Consider the following 22,906-nt stretch of genomic DNA (forward strand, 5'->3'; position numbering starts at 1 on the left):
AATGAAACTACCCGGAAAGATAGCCATTATGGGCGGAGGAAGTTGGGCTACCGCCATCGCCAAGATGGTGTTAGCCCAAGCCGAGTCAATCAATTGGTACATGCGGCGCGACGACCGCATTGCCGATTTCAAACGACTCGGCCATAATCCTGCCTACCTGACTGGCGTCAAGTTTGATATCAAACGTATCAACTTCAGTTCCAATATTAATGAAGTAGTGAAAGAGTCGGATACCCTTATCTTCGTGACTCCTTCACCCTACCTGAAGTCGCATCTGAAGAAACTGAAGACCAAAATCAAAGACAAGTTCATCATTACCGCCATCAAAGGTATTGTCCCCGACGACAACCTCATCGTGTCCGAATACTTCACCAAGGAGTATAACGTGCCCGCCGAGAACATTGCCGTACTGGCAGGGCCTTGCCATGCCGAAGAAGTGGCTTTGGAACGTCTTTCGTACCTGACCATAGCCTGTCCCGACACAGCCAAAGCCTGCGTCATTGCCCGGCAACTGGCCAACAGTTTCATCAAGACCTCCGTCAGCAACGATGTGGCCGGCATCGAATACAGTTCGGTGCTGAAGAATGTGTACGCCATTGCCGCCGGTATATGCAGCGGACTTAAATATGGCGACAACTTCCAGGCCGTGCTTATGTCGAATGCCGTACAAGAGATGAACCGCTTCCTGCAAACGGTATATCCCCTGAACAGAAACGTGTACGACTCCGCCTATTTGGGCGACTTGCTCGTCACCGGCTACTCCAACTTCAGCCGTAACCGTACGTTCGGTACCATGATTGGTAAAGGATATTCCGTCAAAAGCGCCCAGATAGAAATGGAAATGATAGCCGAAGGATATTACGGCACCAAGTGTATCAAGGAAATCAACAGGCACTATCACGTCAATATGCCTATCCTCGATGCCGTCTACAATATCCTGTACGAACGCATTTCGCCAACTATCGAAATCAAGCTGCTGACAGACTCTTTCCGGTAATATGCATACCCGACAGACAGACCATGCACAACGCCTGTAAAGGCTAATAAAGAACCTACGAACTTAAAAATTAGAATATTATGATTAGTTTGAACATTGAAAAAACTTTTGGATTTGTTTCCAAAGAAAGCATTTCCGCTTACGAAGCCCAAGTAAAGGCTGCACAAGAAGCATTGGAAAACGGTACCTGCAAGGGTAACGACTTCCTTGGCTGGCTGCATCTGCCTTCTTCCATCACGCCGGAACACTTGGCCGACCTGAAAGCTACCGCACAAGTTTTGCGCGACAATTGCGAAGTAGTGGTAGTAGCCGGTATTGGCGGAAGCTACCTTGGTGCACGTGCTGTCATCGAGGCCATGTCAAACAGCTTCGCCTGGTTGCAGGAAAAGAAGAACGGCCCCGTTATTCTTTTTGCCGGACACAACATCGGTGAAGATTATCTATACGAACTGACCGAATACCTGAAAGGAAAGAAATTCGGTGTTATCAACATCTCCAAGTCGGGTACTACTACCGAAACGGCTCTTGCTTTCCGCCTGCTGAAGAAGCAATGCGAGGACCAGCTCGGTAAAGAAATGGCCAAGAAAGTAATTGTAGCCATCACCGATGCCAAGAAAGGTGCTGCCCGCGTCACTGCCGACCGCGAAGGTTACAAATCATTCATCATCCCCGACAATGTAGGAGGACGTTTCTCGGTACTGACACCGGTAGGTCTGCTGCCTATCGCCGTTGCCGGATTCGACATCGAAAAACTGGTAGCCGGAGCAGCTGCTATGGAAAAGGCTTGCGGCCTTAATGTTCCGTTTGCTGAGAACCCTGCCGCCTTGTACGCTGCTACCCGCAACGAACTGTACAAGAACGGTAAGAAAATCGAGATACTCGTCAACTTCAACCCCAAACTTCACTACTTCAACGAATGGTGGAAGCAGCTGTACGGTGAATCAGAAGGTAAAGACGGAAAGGGTATATTCCCCGCAGCCGTTGACTTCTCAACCGACCTGCACTCTATGGGACAATGGATTCAGGAAGGCGAACGTACCATCTACGAAACCGTTATCTCTGTCGAAAAGACTCAGCACCAACTGACTGTTCCGACTGATGAAGCCAATCTGGATGGTCTGAACTTCCTTGCCGGCAAACACGTAGATGAAGTCAACAAGATGGCCGAACTTGGCACACAGCTGGCACACGTAGACGGCGGTGTACCCAACATGCGCGTCGTACTTCCGGCTCTCGACGAAGAAAGCATCGGCGGACTGATGTACTTCTTTGAAAAGGCATGCGGTATCAGCGGCATCCTGCTGGGTGTAAATCCGTTCAACCAACCGGGTGTAGAAGCTTACAAGAAGAACATGTTTGCTCTGCTGAACAAGCCTGGTTACGAAGAAGAGTCGAAGGCTATCCGAGCAAGACTGTAAAAGACAGATACTGATAACAGCGCAGGCAAGCGCAGCGAGATGGAAAACACCGTTCCCTGCAAAGCGGAACAGACATCATTTCCCCTCCTGCCTTTGTCTGCGCTGTCTGTTGTTTACCAACTCCTCATTCCGTATAACTCAAAAACTTATTATGTTCGAAAAATCCATATCCGACTATCTACAGAAACACGGCTATCCCCACCTGCAACTGAAAGCCGCCCTGTTCGACATGGACGGTGTACTGTTCAACTCCATGCCCTACCATGCCGACGCGTGGCACAAAGTGATGGAACGCCACGGATTGCACCTCAGTCGCGAAGAAGCCTATCTGCACGAAGGGCGTACCGGTGCCTCGACCATCAACATCGTCTATCAGCGCCAGTTTGGCAAGGACGCCAGCCCCGAACTGATAGAAGGCATCTATGCCGAAAAGAGCAAGGAATTCAACTCGCACCCCGAACCCGAACGGATGCCGGGCGCTTGGGAAACACTGCAGAAGGTCAAGGCGGCAGGTATTACCCCCGTTTTGGTGACAGGTTCCGGACAACACTCGCTGCTGGACCGCCTGACGCACAACTTCCCCGGTATGTTCGACCGTAGCCACATGGTCACAGCTTTCGACGTGAAATACGGCAAACCCAATCCGGAGCCCTACCTCATGGGACTGGAGAAAGCCGGCGTACAGGCCCACGAAGCCATCGTCGTCGAGAATGCTCCCATCGGTGTACAGGCAGGTGTGGCCGCAGGTATCTTCACCATAGCTGTCAATACCGGTCCGCTCGACGGTCAGGTACTGCTCGACGCAGGTGCCAACCTGCTGTTCCCCTCCATGCAGGCACTTTGCGACAACTGGCAAGAACTGCTCGACGCATTGAAGAAGTAAAGCGAAAAAAGGCTATCTTTGCACCACGTTTAAAGGAAACAGCTGACTTACCATCATGATAGACCAGGCAACCATCGACCGGATTATGGACGCGGCACAGATCACCGATGTCGTGTCCGACTTCGTCACCCTGCGCAAACGCGGAGTGAACTATGTCGGCCTGTGTCCTTTCCACGACGATAAGACACCTTCTTTCTACGTATCTCCCTCGAAAGGGCTTTGCAAATGCTTTGCCTGCGGCAAGGGTGGAAACGCCGTTCACTTCATCATGGAGCACGAACAGCTGACCTATCCCGAGGCATTGCGTTACCTGGCCCGGAAGTACGGCATCGAAATCAAGGAACGCGAACTGTCCAACGAAGAAAAACAGGCGCAAAGCGAACGCGAAAGTCTTTTTGTCGTCAACCAGTTTGCACGCGACTATTTCCAAAACATCCTCCACAACCACGTGGACGGACGCAGCATCGGCATGGCCTACTTCCACAGCCGCGGCTTCCGCGACGACATCATCGAGAAGTTCCAGCTGGGCTACTGTACCGACAGCCACGATGCCTTTGCCCAAGAAGCCCTCAAGAAAGGATATAAGAAAGAGTTTCTGGTGAAGACCGGCCTCTGCTACGAGACGGACGACCACCGCCTGCGCGACCGTTTCTGGGGACGCGTCATCTTCCCCGTCCATACGCTGTCGGGCAAAGTGGTAGCCTTCGGCGGACGTGTGCTGGCCGCTGCCACCAAGGGCGTCAAAGTGAAGTACGTCAACTCGCCCGAAAGCGAAATCTATCACAAGAGCAACGAACTCTATGGCATCTACTTCGCCAAGCAGGCCATCGTGAAGCAGGACCGCTGCTTCCTGGTGGAAGGTTATACCGACGTTATCTCCATGCACCAGAGCGGTGTGGAGAATGTGGTAGCCTCGTCGGGTACGGCGCTGACCACACAGCAAATCAAGATGATACACCGCTTCACCAACAACATGACCGTGCTCTACGACGGCGATGCGGCCGGTATCAAAGCATCCATACGAGGCATCGACATGTTGCTCGAAGAAGGAATGAACATCAAAGTGTGCCTCCTGCCCGACGGCGACGACCCCGACTCTTTCGCCCGTAAGCACAACGCTACCGAGTTTCAAGCATTCATCAACGAACACGAAACGGACTTTATCCGCTTCAAAACTAATCTGCTGCTGAAGGACGCCGGACGCGACCCCATCAAACGGGCCGAACTGATCAGCAATCTGGTACAAAGCATTTCGGTAATACCCGAAGCCATCGTGCGCGACGTATACATCAAGGAGTGCGCCCAGCTGCTGCATGTAGAAGACCGCCTGCTGGTGAACGAAGTGGCCAAACGCCGCGAGAAACAGGCCGAACAGCAAGCCGAACGCATCGAGCGCGAACGCCGGGCCGCCGCTGCCAGAGCCAACACACCCGCAGGCAACAGCGCAACCGTGCCCAACAGCGACATGCCACAAACTGCTGCCAACGCACCGACGGATGACATTCCCGCACCTGCCGCCGACAGCCCTACGCAGGAAACGGCTCCTGCTCCCTATCCCCCAACCGACTTCCCGCCCGAAGCCGCCCTACCGGCGGATGCATACGAGTCGTTCATCCCACAGGAAGGCAAGGAAGGACGGGAGTTCTACAAATACGAACGGTTGATTCTGCAAATGGTTGTACGCTACGGCGAACGCGTCATGTGCAACACCACCGACGAAGCTGGCGAAGAAGTTCCGGTCAGCGTCATCGAATACGTAATAAACGACCTGAAAGAAGACGAACTCGCCTTCCACAACCCACTGCACCGGCAGATTATGACAGAAGCCGCCGCCCATCTGCACGACGAAGGTTTCATTGCCGAACGCTATTTCCTGAACCATCCCGACCCGGCCATCAGCAAACTGACTGTCGAGTTGGTCAGCAGCCGATACCAGCTGAGCAAGTACCACTCGAAGAACCAGAAAATTGTCACCGACGAAGAACGCCTTTACGAACTGGTGCCCACGTTGATGATCAACTTCAAGTACGCCATCGTCAGCGAGGAACTGAAGCACATGATGTTTGCCCTGCAAGACCCCGCCGTGGCCAACGACAACGAAAAGTGCAACTCCATCATGCAGCGCTACAGCGAACTGCGCGAAGTACAGAGCATCATGGCTAAACGATTGGGCGACCGGGTGGTGCTGAGTTTCTAAAACGAACGAACCGATTCGCGTTATACTCCTTCCACCACCCACTTCTCAATGCCACGCGTGGCATTGCTGAAGTTCACACCTATCTTATAAAGTGTCCGCCCATCGGCAGCAAAAGGCAGGGGATATTGCTTTTCATTGATTTGCCGAAGGGCTTCCTCGGCGGAACCTTCCAGCTTAAACTCCATCACATAGATATAGCGGTCGGTCTTGACGACCATATCCACGCGGCCATAAGATGTATGATACTCCGCCTGCGTATAAAAGCCCAGCAGTTTGAAGACAATGAACAGCACGTTCTGGTAGTGAAGCTCCAAGTCGCGTATCAGCTCGTAGGGCGTGTCGGCAAAGAAGCTCTGGAGACGGTGCATGAAGGCGTCGATGTTACCGCTACGCACCTCTTTGACAAAGTTCATTATCTCGAAAGACAAATTGCCCGAAGGAAGAGAAGCATAATTGGGCAACAGGAATTTGGTGAAACCCTCTTCCACTTCCTGATTTGGGAAACCCAATTCATAGGTCCTGAACTCCCTGTCATACCCCTTAATAGTCAGATAACCGCTCTGATAGAGGATGGGAACAGGATTCATGTACATGGTGTCGATGCCCCCCAGCGAATCGGCCGTAGCCATCTCCTCGGTCAGGCGGTGCAAGTCGTACTTGCTGCGCTGGAGCAGTTCCACAAGGAAAGTTGGTGTGCCCGTTTCAAACCAGTAGCTGCCGAACTTCATCTTGGCAAATGTATTAAGCAGGCTAAACGGGTTGTAGATATCCTCGCTATCTTCCACGAAGTGGTATCCGTCGTATTGTTCTTTCAACTGCAGTTTAGCTTCGTCCTCCGTGAGATGGTTCTTTTGGGCCAGCATTGCGATGTCTTCCTTGAAATCGCGATGCAGTTCGCGTTCCGTAATGCCGCATATGCTGGCAAACCGGTCGTCGATGGAGATGTCCATCAGATTGTTCAGATCGCTGAACACGCTGACCTTGCTGAACTTTGTCACCCCTGTCAGCAGGGCAAAGCGGAGGTATTTGTCACAACTCTTCAGTACACCGTAGAAGGCCTTCAGTGTGTTGCGGTAGTCGGTGAGCAGGGGTTCGTTGCCGATGGCCTGTAGCATAGGCTTGTCGTACTCGTCCACCAGCACCACCACATTCCGCCCCGTCGCCCGGCAGGCCTTCTCTATAATCCAGGCAAAACGCTCTTCGGGAGCACGATCCTTCTTCTCGTCACCATACAAGGCTTCCCAACTCTCCAAGTGCTGGTTCAGGATGGCGGTCAGCGAAGCGGCGTCCTCATACTTCCGCGCGTTCAGGTCGAGGTGAAGCACGGGGTACGTCGTCCAGTCCTTCTCCAACCCTTCCATGGCGAGTCCCTGGAAAAGCTCCTTCTTTCCTAAGAAATAAGCTTCCAACGTAGAGATGAGCAGGCTCTTGCCAAAACGGCGTGGACGGCTCAGAAAGTAATATTTGCCCGTCTTTACCAACTGATAAATCAGAGATGTTTTGTCTATATAGCAATAACCGCCCCGACGTATCTCTTCAAAACTCTGTATGCCTACCGGATAAATCTTGCTCATGGTCCTTCAGAATAATAAGTTACGCAAATATACATTTTTCTCGCAAACAACAGTCAGACATCGCAAGAAAAAACCGCCGCTCCCCACCCGCACGAGCGACACTTGCATTACATTTCTGAAACACTTGTGTGGCTCGCGAGCCGTACAAGTGTCGCTCACGAGCCGTGCAAGTGTTGCTCAGACGCACGAAAAACGGGGATCATTTTTGCAAACAGACAGCACACAGACTTGTTCCCGAATCCTTTACCTGGCAGCCTCCTGCAACTGTTCCTTCAACTTATCCCACTGTTCGGGCGAGGCAGCCGAAGTGAAGCGAATCTTCCCCTGCTTGTCGAAAATGACGTAACGGGGAATGCTCAAGGCACCCTGACGGCCAAAGGTGTCGTACACTTCCTGATGAAAAGCGTTCTGCACGCGGACGTGCTCGCCTTTCAATCCATAATAGGCAGCCATCTTCCGCCACTTCTCATCGTTCTCCGGACGGTCGATGGAGAGATAAAGCAATACCACATCATTGGCTACGGCATACTCCTGCAACGGACCGATGTGGGCAAATGCCGCACGGCAGGGGCCGCACCATGTAGCCCAGATGTCCATAAAGATAACCTTGCCTTTGTACAGGTCGGTCACATCCTTTATTGTCTGGGCCGAGCTCACGTCGGGGAAGTGGAGGTCGGCCGGAATAGCGGTTTCGTTGAAGGCACGGTTCTTGCCCACGGCACGGCTCACCCACGGCATCCAAGGGCTTTCGGGATGCAGTTTGCAGAACTCGTCGGCCAGCGGAAGCAGCGCCGGGTCGTAACGTTGCTGCCCTTCATCTTCAAGGAAAAGTTGTGCCATAGCAGCCTCTTGCGCCTTGCCTATCAGCCGATGCTCGAAATCGTAAAAGGCCAATTCGACTCCCTTTTCCACCCCTTCGGGCTTCGGCTCGCCTTTGGTGTAGTAGCGGATGCCGGTGTCATAGCTCACCACCGAATAGAAAGCCCTGGAGAAAGGACTGTACGGATGATTGATGGAGCAGAAAGTCGTCATGCTGTCCAGCTCGGCCAGCCATTCCTGTTTCGTAGCTTCGGACGACCGGAAGGTGGTGGCCAGCAACTGATTCTGGAACGCCAGCAGCAACTGCATGCGTATGTCCTGACGGGCTTTGTCACGGAGTTCTTCGTCCACACCTTCCACCTCCTTGTCCAGCGACAGGGCATAGTTCGTCAGCTTGCGGCGTACCGATGCAGCGATGGTATCATCGGCTATTTCCCAACGGTCGCCCTGACGGGTCCGGATGTCGAACACGTCATCGTACAGCTGTGACATCACTTCTGCCACATGAGTTGTTTTTTCGTCCTGACCTTCCAGGATAGTCATCGGCTGCTCGGACTGCCCGTCCAGCTGCACCCGGATATTTCCGCCTTTTGTCAGCAGCGTACCCAGCTTCTTTTTCCCATACAGAGCGAGGTTGAAACATTCATATTCGCCCCCGGGCAACGTCAGCACAAAGGTACTGTCGGCCTGCAAGGCCAGTGTATCGTAAGTCTCCGAATTGAACATTCCGCCGACCGAACGGTAACAGATAAGAGTCGCCCCGTCGGCATTGCGCAGGGAACCTGTGATACGGATTTCCTGACGTGTAGTACATGCAGCACACAAGCTGCCCAGACATACTGCCCCGAGGACAGCTCTCCATACATTTCGTTTCATGTGTTTCATTATTGATTAGGCTATTAGAAAAAACGGCGGAACATCCACCTGACACAAAGGTAACGTTTTTTATATCAAATACAAAGACTCCAGTTAAACAGAAAAGATTTCCGGAAGCTGCCCACTACGGTAGTTTATAAAACAAAGAAACGGCCGGGTAAATCAGGAAAAGCCAGCAAAGCATCAGTGCACTGCCTTTGCACTGATGCTGCAACGCCTTTGCAGCAACGGTGCAACGCCTTTGCAGTGGCAGTGCATCGCTTTTGCACCGACAGTGCACAGAAGTTGCAACAACACACTACAGGCATATTGAAAAAACAAAGTCCATAGTCAGCAACCCTAAAGAAGAGTATTACATTACTGACTATGGACTTTACGCGCCAGCCCAAGGGAAGCTGGCTATAGAAATACGTCTGCTATAAGTTATAGACAGATCACAGGGAAGTAGAGTGATGCTTGATAAGATTCATGAACTCCTCTCTCGTCTTTGCCTGGTTGAAAGCACCGGTGAAATCGGAAGTTGTGGTGATGGCATTCTGTTTCTCTACGCCTCGCATCTGCATGCACATGTGCTTGGCCTCGACCACCACCATTACACCCAGCGGATTGAGCGTCTCCTGAATGCATTCCTTAATCTGCAGCGTCATGCGCTCCTGCACCTGAAGCCGGTGCGAGAAGATGTCTACCACACGGGCAATCTTGCTCAACCCCGTGATGTAGCCGTTAGGAATATAAGCCACGTGCGCTTTGCCATAGAAAGGCAGCATGTGGTGCTCGCACAGGGAGAAGAAATCAATATCCTTCACAATCACCATCTGACTGTATTCTTCCTTGAACTTGGCCGAACGCAACACTTCATGAGGGTCCATCGTATAACCCTTGGTCAGGGTCAGCATGGCCTTGGCCACACGTTCCGGTGTCTTCAGCAATCCTTCACGCTCCACATCTTCACCCAGCAAGGTAAGGATACGCTGGTAGTGTTCCTTCAACTCATCCAATGCAGGAGACTCTATTTCTTCTTTTCCTAACATAGCTTTTTTATATTTGAGACTTTATAATGGTATATTAATCTGTTCTCTCACAATCGAAACTTCTTTGAAAACGCCCGTAGCACGCAGTTTTCGCATCATCGCATCGGCTTCTTCAATGCTGCGGTAATCGCCCGCCCGACACAGCCAGCGGGGCGGATTGAAAGAAGTGTAAACGGCCAGCTCCGGAAAATATTCCTTGATGCGCGAAGCCACCGCATGCGCCTCGTTCTTGGCCTGGCGGGTATTGTTTCCGGCATACACCTGAATGCGATAGCCCGAAGTTTTAATGGTTCTGGTGTCATCGCTTCCGGTAGATACATACTCCGAACCGATCAGAGCCGTGATACGCGCATCCTGATGGACACGCACCTTGCCTTGTCCGGGCACATCGCGCTCCAGACTTTTCACTATGTTGTTCTGCGCCACCGAAAAGGTTACGAAAGCGAAACATACCACTAAAAACAAACCAAGTCTTTTCATATATAATATGTATATCGATATGTGATGATTAAATATTGCATCCTCTCACTTCTTGCCGGCCAGGCAGAAAGCCCCGACAGACATGCGGCTTTTTCAGATACGGACTATACGTCATACATAAACGTTCTTCACTTATAATCCGTGTCCGGACAACGGCCTCGCCCGAAGGCTACAAACCGATTCATGTTTCCGACACACCGCCAGGTTCAGTTCACCGACACTCGGAAAGTGGAAGAAAGGCAATTGATAACAAGCTAGAACGACTTGTCGGAATGTTGCATCCGCGCCCCGTTGCCCGTTATCAATTGCCCGTTATCAATTATTCATTGAATGCGTCGATGATGCCCTTGAAGTCAGCAGCCTTCAAAGCAGCGCCACCAATCAGACCACCGTCAACATCGGGTTTTGCAAACAATTCCTTGGCATTCGAGGGCTTGCAGCTACCACCGTAAAGGATAGAGCAGTTGTCAGCGATTTCCTTGCCATACTTCTCTGCTACAGTAGAGCGAATGAAAGCGTGGATTTCTTCAGCTTGCTCCGGAGTAGCAGTCTTGCCTGTACCGATAGCCCATACCGGTTCATAAGCCAGGATAACTTTCGAGAAGTCCTCAGCAGACAGAGAGAATACAGAAGCCAGCTGTGCGGCAACTACTTCGTTCTGCTTGTTAGCCTCACGCTCTTCCAGTACCTCACCGATACAGAAGATAGGAGTCAGACCATTGGCCAAAGCCAGTTTTACTTTCTCTTCCAGGATTTCTACTGTCTCGTGATAGTAAGCACGACGCTCTGAGTGACCCAGAATTACATATTTTGCACCTGTAGAAGCAACCATAGCAGCTGAAACTTCACCGGTATAAGCGCCCGATTCCTTATCAGCGCAGTTTTCTGCACCTACACCAATCTTGGCAGGGTCTACCAACGGAGTAACCGATGCCAGATGAATAAACGGTGTACAGATGATTACATCACAGTTAGGCTTTTCGTTAGCCAGTACTTCATTCAGTTCTTTTGCAAGAGCAATACCCTCCTGAAGGGTTTTGTTCATTTTCCAGTTTCCTGCAACAATGTTTTTTCTCATTTTGTTTATATTTAAAAAGGGTTAATAATTTCTGTAACTTTACTGCTGCTCTTCATCACGCTGCGGCTTGCTGCGTTCCGCCTTCTTCTGCAATCTGACCACAAACAGCTGATCGGCTCCAATGACAAAGGCCAATGGAACAATAAACCACAAGAGCACATAGCCCATCGTGTACCAATCGTTCACATATTTCTGACGGCCCAGTTCCAGTTTGTCCAGACTATCGGTCAACACATATTCATCGGGCAGCTGGCTGTCACTCCACTTGTTCAGAATAGTACCGTCCTTAATCAGCAACAATCCTGGATTGGAACGTATGATAGTCTTCAACGTAATGTCGTCCATCTGGCAGAACGGATATTCGGCACCCGTACGGTCGCACCACAAAGCAATGGCGTCTTCAGGCGAAGAAGTCAGGGCATAAAATCCATATCCGTGTTCTACACTATAATCGTAGATTTCATTAATAAGATCGATATTGCTGTCATCAGCCTCCTCTATGCGATGGGCCACCAACAGGAAAGTATATCCGCGACTGGTCAGTACACTGTCTGTAATATCTGTCCCACTCGTCAGACTCTGCATTGCAAAATCATGAATAGGCGGTTCGTACCCCTTCTCCTTGACAATCGTACGAGTTTCGACAAACGTCCAGGTGCTGTCCGGATAGTTATCCAGCGTAAACTCTTTCCGCTTACCATCTTTCTCCATCACAAACGTCGTTTCGAGTACACTGAGCTTAGCCCCTTCGGTAATCTCCATCCCGGCCTTGATATTCGTTCCTATCTTATAAGGGCGGAAATCAAGCAAAGGCAGGTTGCGCAAGCAATAGGCCGACAAAGCAAACACAAAAAGAATGGTATACATGGAAAAAATCCATTCCATTTTCAGGGTAATGAACCTTGTAATCTCCCGCCACTGACGGAATACAGTAACAGCTGCAACCAACAGCACCACATTCTTACCAAAAGTCTGCCAGTTAGTCAATACCAGTGCATCTCCGAAGCAACCACAATCCGACACCGGATCGGCTAAAGCCAGATAGAACGTCAACGGAGTCATCACAAGCATCAGCAGAAATGCCAGCGTCGAAGAAATCTTCCGCCGAATACCTAAGAAAAGATAAATACCAGCACAGAACTCGATTGCTGCAAGCAATACGGCAAATAGTAACGGCCAATATCCCGGAAACCACGAAATCAGATTGAATGCAGTCAGATAATCCTGAATTTTATAAAACGAACCAAAAGGATCTATCGCTTTTACAAATCCGGAAAAGATGAACACTACAGCCAAAACGAAACGGCAGATGTTCACCCACACTTTCATGATAATATGTTTCTTATCAGTCTCCAAATTCTATCTTTATCAAACCGAATACAGAATAATTAATCATATCCATATAGTTGGCATCCACTCCTTCCGACACCAACGTCTGCCCAGCCAGACTCTCTATCTGTTTGGTACGGTAAATTTTCATCAGAATCAGATCTGTATACGAACTGATACGCATACTACGCCAGGCCTCATCGTAATCGTGATTTTTGGCAAGCATCAGGTCAAGCGACTGCTTGGCATACTTGTCATACAAGGCCAAAGCCTCCCCATTCGATATATCGGCCGACTCGGCATATCCCAGTTCCAGCTGTATCAGGCCTACAATTCCATAATTTACAATGGCAATAAACTCCGAACGGATTCCTTCATCCACCAATGCCACTCCTTTAGTCTCAATACTACGTATGCGATTGGCTTTAATGAATATCTGGTCGGTAACAGAAGAGGGACGGAGAATGCGCCACGCCGGACCGTAATCGTGCAGTTTCTTCGAGAACAACTCACGACATACCGCAATGACATGCTCAAATTGTTGTTTAGTATCTTTCATTTCCTTACTAATAGGCCACAAAGATAGTGATAATTGGAGAGAAATGAAAAGAGGACACTCTAAAATCTATTTAAAGTGCCCTCTTGCTATAAAGATTGTTTACGTTTTTGTTATGAACAACGCAATACCTGACCCGGACGCAAGATTGTTCTACGCGTGATACGGTTCAGCTTGCAAAGTTTATCAATGGAAACACCCTGACGGGCAGCGATTTTAGACAATGTATCTCCTCTTTTAACTTTATAGAACAAACCTTCGCCCGAAGCCATGCTCTTGGCTTTGTCCGAAGATCCTTTCGTCTTCTGGAAAGTATAGGAGTCTGCTACGATATCCTGTTTTTCAAAATCAAACATCAAAGCAGGATTAATAGGAATTCCCAAGAAACGGGTTTCGAAATGAAGATGCGAACCTGTCGAGCGACCTGTATTTCCACCCAAGGCAATCGGTTCACCGGCCTTTACACGCTGATTCACATCGACCAGCTGCTTAGACAAGTGGCCATACACTGTCTCCAGACCATTATCATGACGGATCACTACATACTTTCCATAGCCGCGCCGTCCCTGATTCTTCACAATACGAACTTTACCGTCGAAAGCTGCACGGATCGTGTCGCCTACATATACTTTAATATCCAATCCGTAGTGAGCACGACGCCGACGGGGACGATAACCAAACACATCGGTAATGCGGGTGTGCTCGGTAGGCATACAGAAGCCCGTCAAATCAAACGTATATTTTTCAGGTACAATGGCATTTCCGTAAGCCTGTACAAGTTCATTATTCCAATTGGGATAGAGATCAAGTCCCGGATACAAAGCCTGTTCGGCACGTATCTGTTTCTGTAAAGCCAGCGAATCTACACTTTTTAATTTTCTATCAATCGGAGCCTGACGGGCAATAAGGTCTTGAGAAAAAGAATTCAGGCTGACCATAGCCGCCGCGGCTATCAAAACTGTTTTTATTCCTTTAAAACTCATTCTGTCTGTTGTCTTTCATTTTTGATACCCGTGGCAAGTATGTAATTAGAGAATCAGAGGCTTGTTCAACGCGAATATCCAGATTATTTTTAAAAATTTCCCCAAAGATAAAACTTCTCGCTGAAAAAGAGTACCCTTTATTAACTATTTTTTCAAGAGTAACAATCTAAAAACAAAAGGGAACAGGCTCTAACCCCCTATAAATAGGGGGAATAAGGCTAAATATGTTATACAACATAAAAGCGGAAATAAAGTGTATATTTAACCGTTTTTTCAACTAATGGCCGCCCAGTTAACGTTCGTCTTCCGCAAAGCCTTCAATTGTCTCCAGAGTATTTCATTTTCAGGAAGAACTCCGTTCGGATCAGCATCTACGATTTTTTGTGCCACTTCGCGCACATATTGCAGCAACTGACCGTCACGGGCTATATCGGCTATCTTCAGATCGAAGGCAATGCCGCTTTGCTGCGTTCCCTCCAGATCGCCCGGTCCACGCAGTTTCAGGTCGGCTTCGGCTATCTCAAAGCCATCATTGGTCCGCACCATAATCTCCAACCGTTTGCGGGTATCTTCAGCCAACTTGTAACCGGTCACCAAAATACAATAAGACTGGTCGGCTCCACGCCCTACGCGTCCGCGCAACTGGTGAAGCTGGGACAAGCCGAAACGTTCGGCATTTTCAATAATCATCACCGAAGCATTAGGCACATTCACCCCTACCTCGATCACAGTGGTAGCCACCATAATCTGCGCCTCACCCGACACAAAGAGTTGCATTTCCCGGTCTTTTTCGGCCGGCTTCATCTTGCCGTGCACCTTGCATACCTTACAGTCAGGGAATGCTTCACATACATGCAGATATCCTTCCTCCAGATTCTTCAGGTCTATCTTCTCACTCTCCTTTATCAACGGATAGACAATGTACACCTGACGTCCTTCCTCAATCTGCTTCCGTACCGAACGATACAGACTCTCACGCCGGTTGTCGAACTGATGAATCGTAGCGATCGGTTTCCGTCCCGGCGGCAATTCGTCAATCACCGACACGTCCAGATCGCCATACAGCGTCATGGCCAATGTACGCGGAATAGGGGTAGCCGTCATTACCAGCACATGAGGGGGCTGCGCACTCTTTGTCCACAGTCTGGCCCGTTGGGCAACACCAAAACGATGCTGTTCGTCGATGACCACAAAGCCCAACGAAGCAAAGTTCACCGTATCTTCGATAACGGCATGTGTACCTATCAGAATCTGTACCTCGCCGCTGAGCAGCCCTGCCAGAATCGCTTCCCGGCGCTTTCCCTTCACCGAACCGGTGAGCAGTTCCACCCGTACATCCATACCATGCAGAAACTCCCGGATTGTATCGTAATGCTGATTGGCCAGAATTTCGGTAGGCGCCATCATACATGCCTGATAACCGTTGTCAAGTGCTATAAGCATACTCATCAGCGCCACAAGCGTCTTTCCGCTACCCACATCGCCCTGCAACAGGCGGTTCATCTGCCTGCCCATCCCCATGTCGCGACGGATTTCCTTCAACACCCGCTTTTGGGCATTGGTCAGTTCGAAAGAAAGATTTTTGGAATAAAACGTATTGAATATATCGCCTATTTTACTGAACACATATCCCCGATACTTGCGTTGCCTGTCGCGTGCATAACGCAAAATGTTGAGCTGTACATAGAACAGTTCTTCAAACTTCAACCGGTATTGCGCCTTACGCAGCAGTTCGGCACTGGTCGGGAAGTGTATGTTTACCAGCGCTTCGGTCAACGGCATCAGATGATGTTCGCGCAGTATGGCCGGCGACAGCGTCTCGGGCAGAGGATCAGAAAGCAGTTTTACCACCGTAGCCATCATTTTCTCGATAGCATGGGAGTTGAGCGAACTGCGCTTCATTTTCTCCGTCGTATTATAATAAGGACGCAGTCCCATCGTTTCAAGTTTCAGATCGGCCACAGCATCCACATCGGGATGAGCTATGTTTATACGTCCGTTGAAAACCGTAGGCTTTCCAAAGACGATGTATTCCTGACGGATCTTATATTTTCCTATAATATATTTCACCCCCTGAAACCAGACCAGGTCCACCACTCCCGTTCCGTCGGAGAAATGAGCCACCAGTCTTCGGTTGCGTCCTTCGCCCACATCCTCGAAACTCAGGATCTCACCCTTCAGCTGTATGTAAGGCATGTTGCCATCCAGCTCGTATATACTGTATATACGGCTCCGGTCTACATATTTATAAGGGAAATAATACAATAAGTCGTGCAAGGAATATATACCCAGCTCCTTGTTGAGCACAGCAGCCCGCTGGGGTCCCACGCCCGACAGATATTTTATGTCACGCGAAGCTAAATCGAACATAACAAAGCTTCGGCAATCTTCAAGTCAAAAGGAGTAGTTATCTTGATATTCTCGCGGTTGCCTTCTGTCAGCCAGACAGGTTCACCCAAAGCCTCTACTACAGAAGCATCGTCGGTAAAGTCGGGCGTATAAGGCTGACGATAAGCCCGCAGCAGCAATTCTGCGTCAAACACCTGAGGAGTCTGCACCAGCCGATACTCGTCACGGGGCACTGTCTCGCTTCTTCCTCCCTGACACAGGTGACGGACAGTCTCTACCACATTGACCACCGGAACAACCGCTTTCTTTTCAGCAGCCTGTTCGTAACAGCGGGCAATCACCTCTTGCGACACAAACGGACGAACTCCGTCGTGCACACCAACCAGACCGGACGTGTTTACCCTTTCCAGCGCATTCTTTACAGAATGAAAACGGGTTTCTCCGCCATCGGCCACTTCGTGAGGCACAGTAAAATGGTGCTCCCGGCACAGTTGTGCCCAATACGCCTGTTGGCTGGCCGGAAGCACCAATATAATCCGCATTTCCCGATCGTAGTCATAGAAAGCCTGCAGCGTGTGCATCAGCACAGGCTTTCCTCCTATCGGAAGAAATTGCTTGGGCAACTCGCTGCCCATGCGCAATCCTTTTCCACCGGCTACAATCAGAGCGTATTTCACAGATAAAATGTATTAACGGATGATTATTCGATTATCCTATTCTCAATCGGGCACACACATGGCCTGCTTCAATTCGGCCACTTTCTCGGCTCCCAGCAGATGTTCAACCACTGCCAAAGCAAACGGCAATGCAGCAGCAGGGCCTTTTCCGGTAATGTAGTTACCGTCTTTCTCAACCAAAGCACCGGTATATTGGGCACCTTCCAGATACTTGTCGAATCCAGGATAGCAAGTAGCCTTGCGTCCTTTCAGCAATCCCATCTTACCCAGAATCATCGGAGCGGCACAAATGGCAGCAATCGGCTTGTTTTCATCGGCAAACCGCTGTATCAGTCTGTGCAAGTCCTCGCAAGCATCCAATGTAGTCGCACCAGGCAGTCCGCCAGGCATCAGAATAAGTTCGGCATCAAAGAAATCACAATTGACTATATTCTTGTCGCAAAGCACCGGAATGCCGTGCGAACCTGTTACTATCTCATTAGGAGTTACACTCACCATTTCTACCTGAAGACCGGCACGCTTCATGACGTCTACAGCAGAAAAGGCTTCCATTTCTTCAAATCCATCGGCAAAAAATACATAAACTGTACCCATAACTTTTATCTCCTTTTATTTTAAATTAAAGTAATATGTTATTGTTCCCGTCTGATTATCCACTCCGCCCACAGCATTGAAACGTGCTTTCCGGGCCGCGTCTTCGGCTGCTTTGCGCAAAGCAGAGTTTACGGTATTGGTTTGCCTGTTGATACTGGTTGCTATCACACGTCCGGCCGGATTCACCGTAATGTCCACCACTACCCGGCCTTCATCCTGCACATTGTATACAGGCTTCGGCAGGCCACCTTCACCCAGCGAACGGCCTCCCAGACTGAACGTACCATAACCGCCTACACCCGAGGTCGCTCCGGTCGGTGCATTTCCCGTCGGACTGCCTTGTATACCCTTTCCTTCGGTATTTCCCTTGCTGCCCATCTGCGCACCTTTGCCAAACGCTCCGGCTACACGCTTACGGGCTGCTTCTTCGGCTTCCTTGCGTTCTCTCTCGGCTTTCGCTTCGGCCAGCTTACGGGCTTCTTCTGCCTTTTCGGCTTCCGTTTTCTCCGGTTTCTTTGGTTTTTCCGTTTTCTTCTTTACCTCAGTCTTTGGTTTGATGGCTACGGTCTCTTCCTCTTCCTGGGTAATCATATCCTGTTCGGCTGTCTCCTGCACTTCGGGAGCAGTCTGTTCAGGCACCACGTCTACCTCTACCAGCGACGGATCGGCTGCCCCCCATGCATCGGGTACTTCACCCAGCATCACGGGCATACCATCTTCTTCCACCTTCTCGGGCAGACTGAAACCGACCAGCAACAGAAGGGCTACAATAGCCACATGCACCAGCAACGCGCCTGTCAGTCCTACATATTTTGCTTTTTTCTTGGAAGAGAGCATCAGTCTATTTGTTGTTTTAACTGTTCATAATAAACAATGGCGGACATGCGCCCCTCCGTTCATCTGTTTTCAGGCGGACGGGTAGCAAGCACCATCTTGAAATGGTTCTCGTTGGCAATGTTCAGCACCTTTACGATTTCGCGGTAAGGCACCGACTCGTCAGCATAAAGAGCCACATACATCTCCGGCTCACGGGCTGCACATTCCTTCAGGAAAGGTGTCAGCTCCTCGACCGACAGGTTACGCTCCTTGTCATTGCCGAATGCTGCATACATATTCAGATCCTTGTCGATAATCACCCGCGCCAGGGGCTTGGCCGATGTCTGCTGTTTGCCTTGCGGCAGCAACACCTTGATGGCATTGGGCGACACCATGGTCGAGGTGATCATAAAGAATATCAGCAACAGAAAGATGAGGTCCGTCATGGACGCCATGCTGAAATTGGGTGATATTTTGACTCTGCGCTTTAACATGAAGGTTGATTCAATAAGTCCATAAAGGCCATTGTCTTGGCTTCCATCTTATTCACTACGCCGTCAATCAGCGTCACCAGATAGTTATAGGCAAACATGGCTATGATACCTACAATCAGACCACCCACGGTTGTAATCATGGCCTCATAGATACCGCTCGAAAGCAGCGTGATGTCGATATTGTTACCGGCGTTGGCCATCTGCCAGAAAGCACGTACCATACCGGTCACCGTACCAAGGAATCCCAGCATCGGCGCACCACCCGAAATGGTTGCCATGATCGTCATGCCTTTTTCCAGTTTGGCCACTTCGAAGTTACCCACATTCTCGATGGCAGCCTGCACATCGTTCACCGGGCGTCCCAGACGGCTGATTCCTTTTTCAATCATACGTGCCGAAGGTGTATCTACACTGCGGCAATAGGCTATGGCAGCCTTCAGTTCACCGCTCAGTATGTAGTCCTTTATCTTGTCCATAAACTGCGGATCTTCCTTGCCGGCTTTCCGGATAACGTAGTTGCGCTCGAACAGAATGTAGAAGCACAGCAGGGACATCAGGCCCAGCAGTACCATAATCCAGCCACCTTTCATGGCCATACTCCACAGGTTCATCTCGTCGGGTGTGTTGACAGGTGTCAATACCGGATTGGCACCGGCAATCGAATCGGCAAGCGACGGAGCCACTTGGGCCCATAAAAGCATCAGATTCATCAGCGTAGACAGTTTTTATATTCCTGAATAGTACGTTCCAGTCCCAGGTACAACGCATCGCATATCAGCGCATGACCAATGGAGACTTCGTCCAGCCAGGGAATGTTTTTATAAAAATAATTCAAGTTCACCAAACTCAGGTCGTGTCCGGCATTCAGTCCCAGTCCCAGACTGCGTGCCACCTTGGCAGCCTCTACAAAAGGAGCCACGGCAGCCTCCCGGTCCTTCGGATAGGCACTGGCATAAGGCTCCGTGTAGAGTTCCACACGGTCGGCACCTGCCTTGGCCGCGTATTCTATCATTTCCGGGTCGGTCGACACGAAGACCGATGTACGGATGCCCGCACCGTTGAACGTATCCAGCACTTCCGACAGGAAACTCTGATTAGCTTTCGTATCCCATCCGGCATTCGAGGTCAGCTGCGTAGGGCTGTCGGGCACCAGTGTCACCTGATGAGGTTTCACTTTCAGCACCAGGTCAATGAACTCAGGAGCAGGATAACCTTCGATATTGAATTCGGTACGGAGCAGGGGGCGCAAATCATAAACGTCGCTCCGGCGTATATGCCGTTCGTCCGGACGGGGATGAACGGTAATGCCGTCAGCCCCAAAGTTTTCGCAATCCAATGCCACTTTCACCACATTCGGTACATTGCCACCGCGGGCATTACGCAACGTAGCAACCTTGTTTATATTCACGCTTAATCTTGTCATAATACGTTCGATAGTTTGCGGCAAAAATACAAATAATAGCGATAAGTTGTCAGCAATCTGAGAAAAAAATGGCATCTTTGCAACGTATAATAACAGACTGAATATGAAATTCGCCATTATCGGAAACACCTATCAGGCAAGCAAATCATCTCATGCCGAAACCCTTCTGCACATCCTTCACGAGCGGAAAGCAGAACTTTGTATCAGCCGGGAGTTCCATCGTTTTCTGTCCGACGACCTTCATCTGAACGTTCCTCCTGCCGAATTGTTCGACGGTGACAACTTTCAGGCCGACATGGTCATCAGCATCGGCGGCGACGGTACTTTTCTGAAAGCTGCCAGCCGGGTAGGCAAGAAAAACATTCCGATACTGGGTATCAACACCGGCCGGCTGGGCTTTCTGGCCGACATTTCGCCGGTCGAGATGGAAGAAACTTTCGACGAAATCTACAATCATCACTATAAAGTAGAAGAACGCAGCGTACTTCAGCTGCGCTGCGACGGCGGACATGTGTTTCAAGAGCCTTATGCCCTCAACGAGATTGCCGTACTGAAACACGACAGCTCGTCCATGATCAGCATACATACTTATATTAACGGTGCTCACCTCACTACTTACCAGGCCGACGGACTGGTCATCGCCACGCCTACCGGTTCCACAGCCTACTCACTCAGCGTGGGCGGCCCTGTCATGGTGCCCCACAGTCAGACCATCGCCATCACCCCCGTGGCACCCCACAGCCTGAACGTGCGTCCCATCGTCATTTGCGACGACTGGGAAATCACCCTCGAAGTCGAAAGCCGCAGCCACAACTTTCTGGTAGCCATCGACGGCCGTAGCGAATCGTGCAAGGAAGGAACAAGGCTGCACATCGCACGAGCCGACTACAGCATAAAAGTCGTCAAACGCTACAACCACATTTTCTTCGACACACTCCGCAACAAGATGATGTGGGGGGCAGATGTACGGTAGTAAAGCACCTTTCCCGCTTTTAACGGTTCGAATCAGCCTTGCCGATTTTCACAGTCGATACCATCAGTATGGGATTTTCTTCTCCGGTCATCTTTTCCACAATACTTTTCAGCTCCGGATCCTCGATTTCCATATCCAGCAAATAGAAAGGCGGAACAACCGTATAGAATTTATCACCCCTCAAAGCCATAGGCAACAAAGGATATCCACCGTCAATGTCATTCTTGATTGCCCAGCCTTCCGAAGAACATCCGTTCAGGGTTTTACCACTTCTTTTATCCCACAGATACACCCCGGTTTCATGTTCCGAATAATTATTAAACCCGACAAACAACAGGCTGTCGCTTTCCTGACATCCCGACACCGCCCTGAAAGCCGGATATCCCTTTCTGTCTTCCATACAATCCTCTGCGCTTAACTGTTCGCTTTTCAGCATTGCCAGATGATTTTCCAGCCTCGTTCTGTTCTTTTCTCCGAAATCAACGAAATACGCCGGCGAAGCTCCTTCCGTTCCAAGACGGTACACATAGTCCGAGAACGGGAACGTAAGCGTCCCTTCATCCCGTCCGCTATATCCTCTGAGCATATGATTATCTATCACCTCCGTCATGCCTATCGACGCATCCGCATAAAGAGAATAACGGGTTTCTGCCGTATCTATATGATAAATGGCCAACAAGGGCAACTGGCCGTCTTTCTCCAAAGCCGGGTTTTGTCCATAGTCGCAATAGAAGACAAGAGTATGATCCATATAAATAAAATCACCCGCCAAGAAGTCCAGTTTGATTGTTTCCTTAAACTCCCCTTCCAGACTATACACCAGAACTTTCTTCCGATCCAGAACATACAATACCCTCTCTTGCGAGTTCACGGCAACCTTGTCTATTTCAGAATATTCTTCAGGTCCGACGCCTTGCTTGGCAATCTTATACAGGTATTTCCCCTGGTCGTCAAAGAAAAAGATGGAAGCGGTCTTGTTGTCCACAATGATTATTTTATTGTGCGCAAACAGAAGCTGGTCAACGTTACCCATCAGGTTGTCGTCCGACGTCTCCAGCGGGATGTATTGTATTCCGCTTACAAATCCCGACATATTCAGCCTCTTTTGTGCCGGACTCGTCAAATCAATATCCGTCACCTGACCGTCACTCACCTGTTTGTCCCTGCAAGCGATGACAAGCAACAGGCCCATCACCCACAGCACTGTAAAAAGTCTCTTTACAGAAGTTGTCGTGTTAATGAAATTCATATGTTTTATTTTTAGGTTTCATATGTTTTATTTTTAGGTTTAACAGCCTCAAAGTTCCGAAAACCTATCCGGATAGCCTAGAAAACGAGCGTGCAAAAACGTGCAAAACC

Annotated in this window: 21 protein-coding genes; 5 read left to right on the forward strand and 16 right to left on the reverse strand. The window is 49.8% G+C overall.

The window, feature by feature from the left end; genetic code table 11:
* The first annotated feature begins 1 nt into the window (after position 1).
* From Q3C19_RS14590 to dnaG, 4 genes are all read left to right on the forward strand, one after another.
* Positions 2-997, forward strand: coding sequence for an NAD(P)H-dependent glycerol-3-phosphate dehydrogenase (locus Q3C19_RS14590; RefSeq protein WP_022163241.1), 996 nt, complete (start codon positions 2-4; stop codon positions 995-997).
* 80 nt (positions 998-1,077) lie between these two features.
* On the forward strand, positions 1,078-2,415 hold the full coding sequence (locus Q3C19_RS14595) for a glucose-6-phosphate isomerase (RefSeq protein WP_071148749.1): 1,338 nt from the start codon (positions 1,078-1,080) through the stop codon (positions 2,413-2,415).
* Between the two features lie 151 nt (positions 2,416-2,566).
* Positions 2,567-3,298 carry an HAD-IA family hydrolase gene (locus Q3C19_RS14600; RefSeq protein ID WP_302730244.1) on the forward strand — a complete coding sequence of 244 codons (732 nt, stop codon included), beginning with the start codon at positions 2,567-2,569 and terminating at the stop codon, positions 3,296-3,298.
* 55 nt (positions 3,299-3,353) lie between these two features.
* On the forward strand, positions 3,354-5,495 hold the full coding sequence (dnaG, locus tag Q3C19_RS14605) for a DNA primase (protein ID WP_302730246.1): 2,142 nt from the start codon (positions 3,354-3,356) through the stop codon (positions 5,493-5,495).
* 20 nt (positions 5,496-5,515) lie between these two features.
* Here dnaG and Q3C19_RS14610 read toward each other — a convergent pair whose 3' ends face one another.
* From Q3C19_RS14610 to Q3C19_RS14680, 15 genes are all read right to left on the reverse strand, one after another.
* Positions 5,516-7,069 (reverse strand): ATP-binding protein, encoded by a 1,554-nt coding sequence (locus Q3C19_RS14610; RefSeq protein WP_302730248.1) that lies wholly within the window; start codon positions 7,067-7,069, stop codon positions 5,516-5,518.
* 243 nt (positions 7,070-7,312) lie between these two features.
* The gene (locus tag Q3C19_RS14615) at positions 7,313-8,764 is read right to left on the reverse strand and encodes a TlpA disulfide reductase family protein (protein ID WP_302730250.1); all 1,452 of its coding nucleotides are present in this window, start codon (positions 8,762-8,764) and stop codon (positions 7,313-7,315) included.
* Positions 8,765-9,198: 434 nt separating this feature from the next.
* Entirely contained in the window at positions 9,199-9,795 is a 597-nt protein-coding gene (folE, locus tag Q3C19_RS14620; RefSeq protein WP_022163248.1) for a GTP cyclohydrolase I FolE, read from the reverse strand.
* Positions 9,796-9,816: 21 nt separating this feature from the next.
* Entirely contained in the window at positions 9,817-10,275 is a 459-nt protein-coding gene (locus Q3C19_RS14625; protein WP_277120428.1) for an SPOR domain-containing protein, read from the reverse strand.
* A 319-nt stretch (positions 10,276-10,594) separates the two neighbouring features.
* Positions 10,595-11,353, reverse strand: coding sequence for a triose-phosphate isomerase (gene tpiA / locus Q3C19_RS14630; protein ID WP_022163250.1), 759 nt, complete (start codon positions 11,351-11,353; stop codon positions 10,595-10,597).
* Positions 11,354-11,392: 39 nt separating this feature from the next.
* Complete coding sequence (locus Q3C19_RS14635; RefSeq protein WP_302730253.1) at positions 11,393-12,709, reverse strand: BT_3928 family protein; 1,317 nt, start codon at positions 12,707-12,709, stop codon at positions 11,393-11,395.
* Complete coding sequence (locus tag Q3C19_RS14640) at positions 12,699-13,241, reverse strand: DUF1599 domain-containing protein (RefSeq protein WP_302730255.1); 543 nt, start codon at positions 13,239-13,241, stop codon at positions 12,699-12,701. The genes Q3C19_RS14635 and Q3C19_RS14640 overlap by 11 nt, the downstream gene beginning before the upstream one ends.
* A 110-nt stretch (positions 13,242-13,351) precedes the next feature.
* On the reverse strand, positions 13,352-14,221 hold the full coding sequence (locus Q3C19_RS14645; protein WP_022163253.1) for a M23 family metallopeptidase: 870 nt from the start codon (positions 14,219-14,221) through the stop codon (positions 13,352-13,354).
* Positions 14,222-14,494: 273 nt separating this feature from the next.
* Positions 14,495-16,591, reverse strand: coding sequence for an ATP-dependent DNA helicase RecG (gene recG / locus Q3C19_RS14650; RefSeq protein ID WP_302730257.1), 2,097 nt, complete (start codon positions 16,589-16,591; stop codon positions 14,495-14,497).
* Positions 16,579-17,247, reverse strand: a complete 669-nt coding sequence (locus Q3C19_RS14655; protein WP_277120430.1) for a 2-C-methyl-D-erythritol 4-phosphate cytidylyltransferase — start codon at positions 17,245-17,247, stop codon at positions 16,579-16,581. Before Q3C19_RS14655 ends, recG begins: the two co-directional genes overlap by 13 nt.
* A gap of 42 nt (positions 17,248-17,289) precedes the next feature.
* A complete protein-coding gene (locus Q3C19_RS14660) occupies positions 17,290-17,841 on the reverse strand; it encodes a DJ-1 family glyoxalase III (RefSeq protein WP_022163256.1) in 552 nt (183 codons plus the stop codon).
* A 15-nt stretch (positions 17,842-17,856) separates the two neighbouring features.
* Complete coding sequence (locus Q3C19_RS14665; RefSeq protein ID WP_302730260.1) at positions 17,857-18,678, reverse strand: energy transducer TonB; 822 nt, start codon at positions 18,676-18,678, stop codon at positions 17,857-17,859.
* A gap of 59 nt (positions 18,679-18,737) precedes the next feature.
* Positions 18,738-19,151: a biopolymer transporter ExbD gene (locus tag Q3C19_RS14670; RefSeq protein WP_071148742.1), complete on the reverse strand. Its 414-nt coding sequence runs from the start codon at positions 19,149-19,151 to the stop codon at positions 18,738-18,740.
* On the reverse strand, positions 19,145-19,861 hold the full coding sequence (locus Q3C19_RS14675) for a MotA/TolQ/ExbB proton channel family protein (protein WP_071148741.1): 717 nt from the start codon (positions 19,859-19,861) through the stop codon (positions 19,145-19,147). The genes Q3C19_RS14670 and Q3C19_RS14675 overlap by 7 nt, the downstream gene beginning before the upstream one ends.
* Positions 19,861-20,574 (reverse strand): pyridoxine 5'-phosphate synthase, encoded by a 714-nt coding sequence (locus Q3C19_RS14680; RefSeq protein WP_022163260.1) that lies wholly within the window; start codon positions 20,572-20,574, stop codon positions 19,861-19,863. Before Q3C19_RS14680 ends, Q3C19_RS14675 begins: the two co-directional genes overlap by 1 nt.
* Positions 20,575-20,677: 103 nt before the next feature.
* Here Q3C19_RS14680 and Q3C19_RS14685 point away from each other — a divergent pair, with 103 nt between their 5' ends.
* Positions 20,678-21,547, forward strand: coding sequence for an NAD kinase (locus tag Q3C19_RS14685; protein WP_022163261.1), 870 nt, complete (start codon positions 20,678-20,680; stop codon positions 21,545-21,547).
* Between the two features lie 19 nt (positions 21,548-21,566).
* Here the strand turns inward: Q3C19_RS14685 and Q3C19_RS14690 are convergent, their stop codons facing one another.
* Complete coding sequence (locus tag Q3C19_RS14690) at positions 21,567-22,796, reverse strand: 6-bladed beta-propeller (protein ID WP_302730262.1); 1,230 nt, start codon at positions 22,794-22,796, stop codon at positions 21,567-21,569.
* Positions 22,797-22,906 lie beyond the last annotated feature (110 nt).

It is taken from the genome of Bacteroides sp. ET489 (genome assembly GCF_030518095.1).
Lineage (GTDB): Bacteria > Bacteroidota > Bacteroidia > Bacteroidales > Bacteroidaceae > Bacteroides > Bacteroides ndongoniae.

Coding starts and splice junctions, on each gene's coding strand:
- Q3C19_RS14590 (WP_022163241.1), top strand. CDS start 2: ATGAAACTACCCGGAAAGATAGCCATTATGGGCGGAGGAAGTTGGGCT.
- Q3C19_RS14595 (WP_071148749.1), top strand. CDS start 1,078: ATGATTAGTTTGAACATTGAAAAAACTTTTGGATTTGTTTCCAAAGAA.
- Q3C19_RS14600 (WP_302730244.1), top strand. CDS start 2,567: ATGTTCGAAAAATCCATATCCGACTATCTACAGAAACACGGCTATCCC.
- dnaG (WP_302730246.1), top strand. CDS start 3,354: ATGATAGACCAGGCAACCATCGACCGGATTATGGACGCGGCACAGATC.
- Q3C19_RS14610 (WP_302730248.1), bottom strand. CDS start 7,069: ATGAGCAAGATTTATCCGGTAGGCATACAGAGTTTTGAAGAGATACGT.
- Q3C19_RS14615 (WP_302730250.1), bottom strand. CDS start 8,764: ATGAAACGAAATGTATGGAGAGCTGTCCTCGGGGCAGTATGTCTGGGC.
- folE (WP_022163248.1), bottom strand. CDS start 9,795: ATGTTAGGAAAAGAAGAAATAGAGTCTCCTGCATTGGATGAGTTGAAG.
- Q3C19_RS14625 (WP_277120428.1), bottom strand. CDS start 10,275: ATGAAAAGACTTGGTTTGTTTTTAGTGGTATGTTTCGCTTTCGTAACC.
- tpiA (WP_022163250.1), bottom strand. CDS start 11,353: ATGAGAAAAAACATTGTTGCAGGAAACTGGAAAATGAACAAAACCCTT.
- Q3C19_RS14640 (WP_302730255.1), bottom strand. CDS start 13,241: ATGAAAGATACTAAACAACAATTTGAGCATGTCATTGCGGTATGTCGT.
- Q3C19_RS14645 (WP_022163253.1), bottom strand. CDS start 14,221: ATGAGTTTTAAAGGAATAAAAACAGTTTTGATAGCCGCGGCGGCTATG.
- recG (WP_302730257.1), bottom strand. CDS start 16,591: ATGTTCGATTTAGCTTCGCGTGACATAAAATATCTGTCGGGCGTGGGA.
- Q3C19_RS14660 (WP_022163256.1), bottom strand. CDS start 17,841: ATGGGTACAGTTTATGTATTTTTTGCCGATGGATTTGAAGAAATGGAA.
- Q3C19_RS14665 (WP_302730260.1), bottom strand. CDS start 18,678: ATGCTCTCTTCCAAGAAAAAAGCAAAATATGTAGGACTGACAGGCGCG.
- Q3C19_RS14670 (WP_071148742.1), bottom strand. CDS start 19,151: ATGTTAAAGCGCAGAGTCAAAATATCACCCAATTTCAGCATGGCGTCC.
- Q3C19_RS14675 (WP_071148741.1), bottom strand. CDS start 19,861: ATGAATCTGATGCTTTTATGGGCCCAAGTGGCTCCGTCGCTTGCCGAT.
- Q3C19_RS14680 (WP_022163260.1), bottom strand. CDS start 20,574: ATGACAAGATTAAGCGTGAATATAAACAAGGTTGCTACGTTGCGTAAT.
- Q3C19_RS14685 (WP_022163261.1), top strand. CDS start 20,678: ATGAAATTCGCCATTATCGGAAACACCTATCAGGCAAGCAAATCATCT.
- Q3C19_RS14690 (WP_302730262.1), bottom strand. CDS start 22,796: ATGAATTTCATTAACACGACAACTTCTGTAAAGAGACTTTTTACAGTG.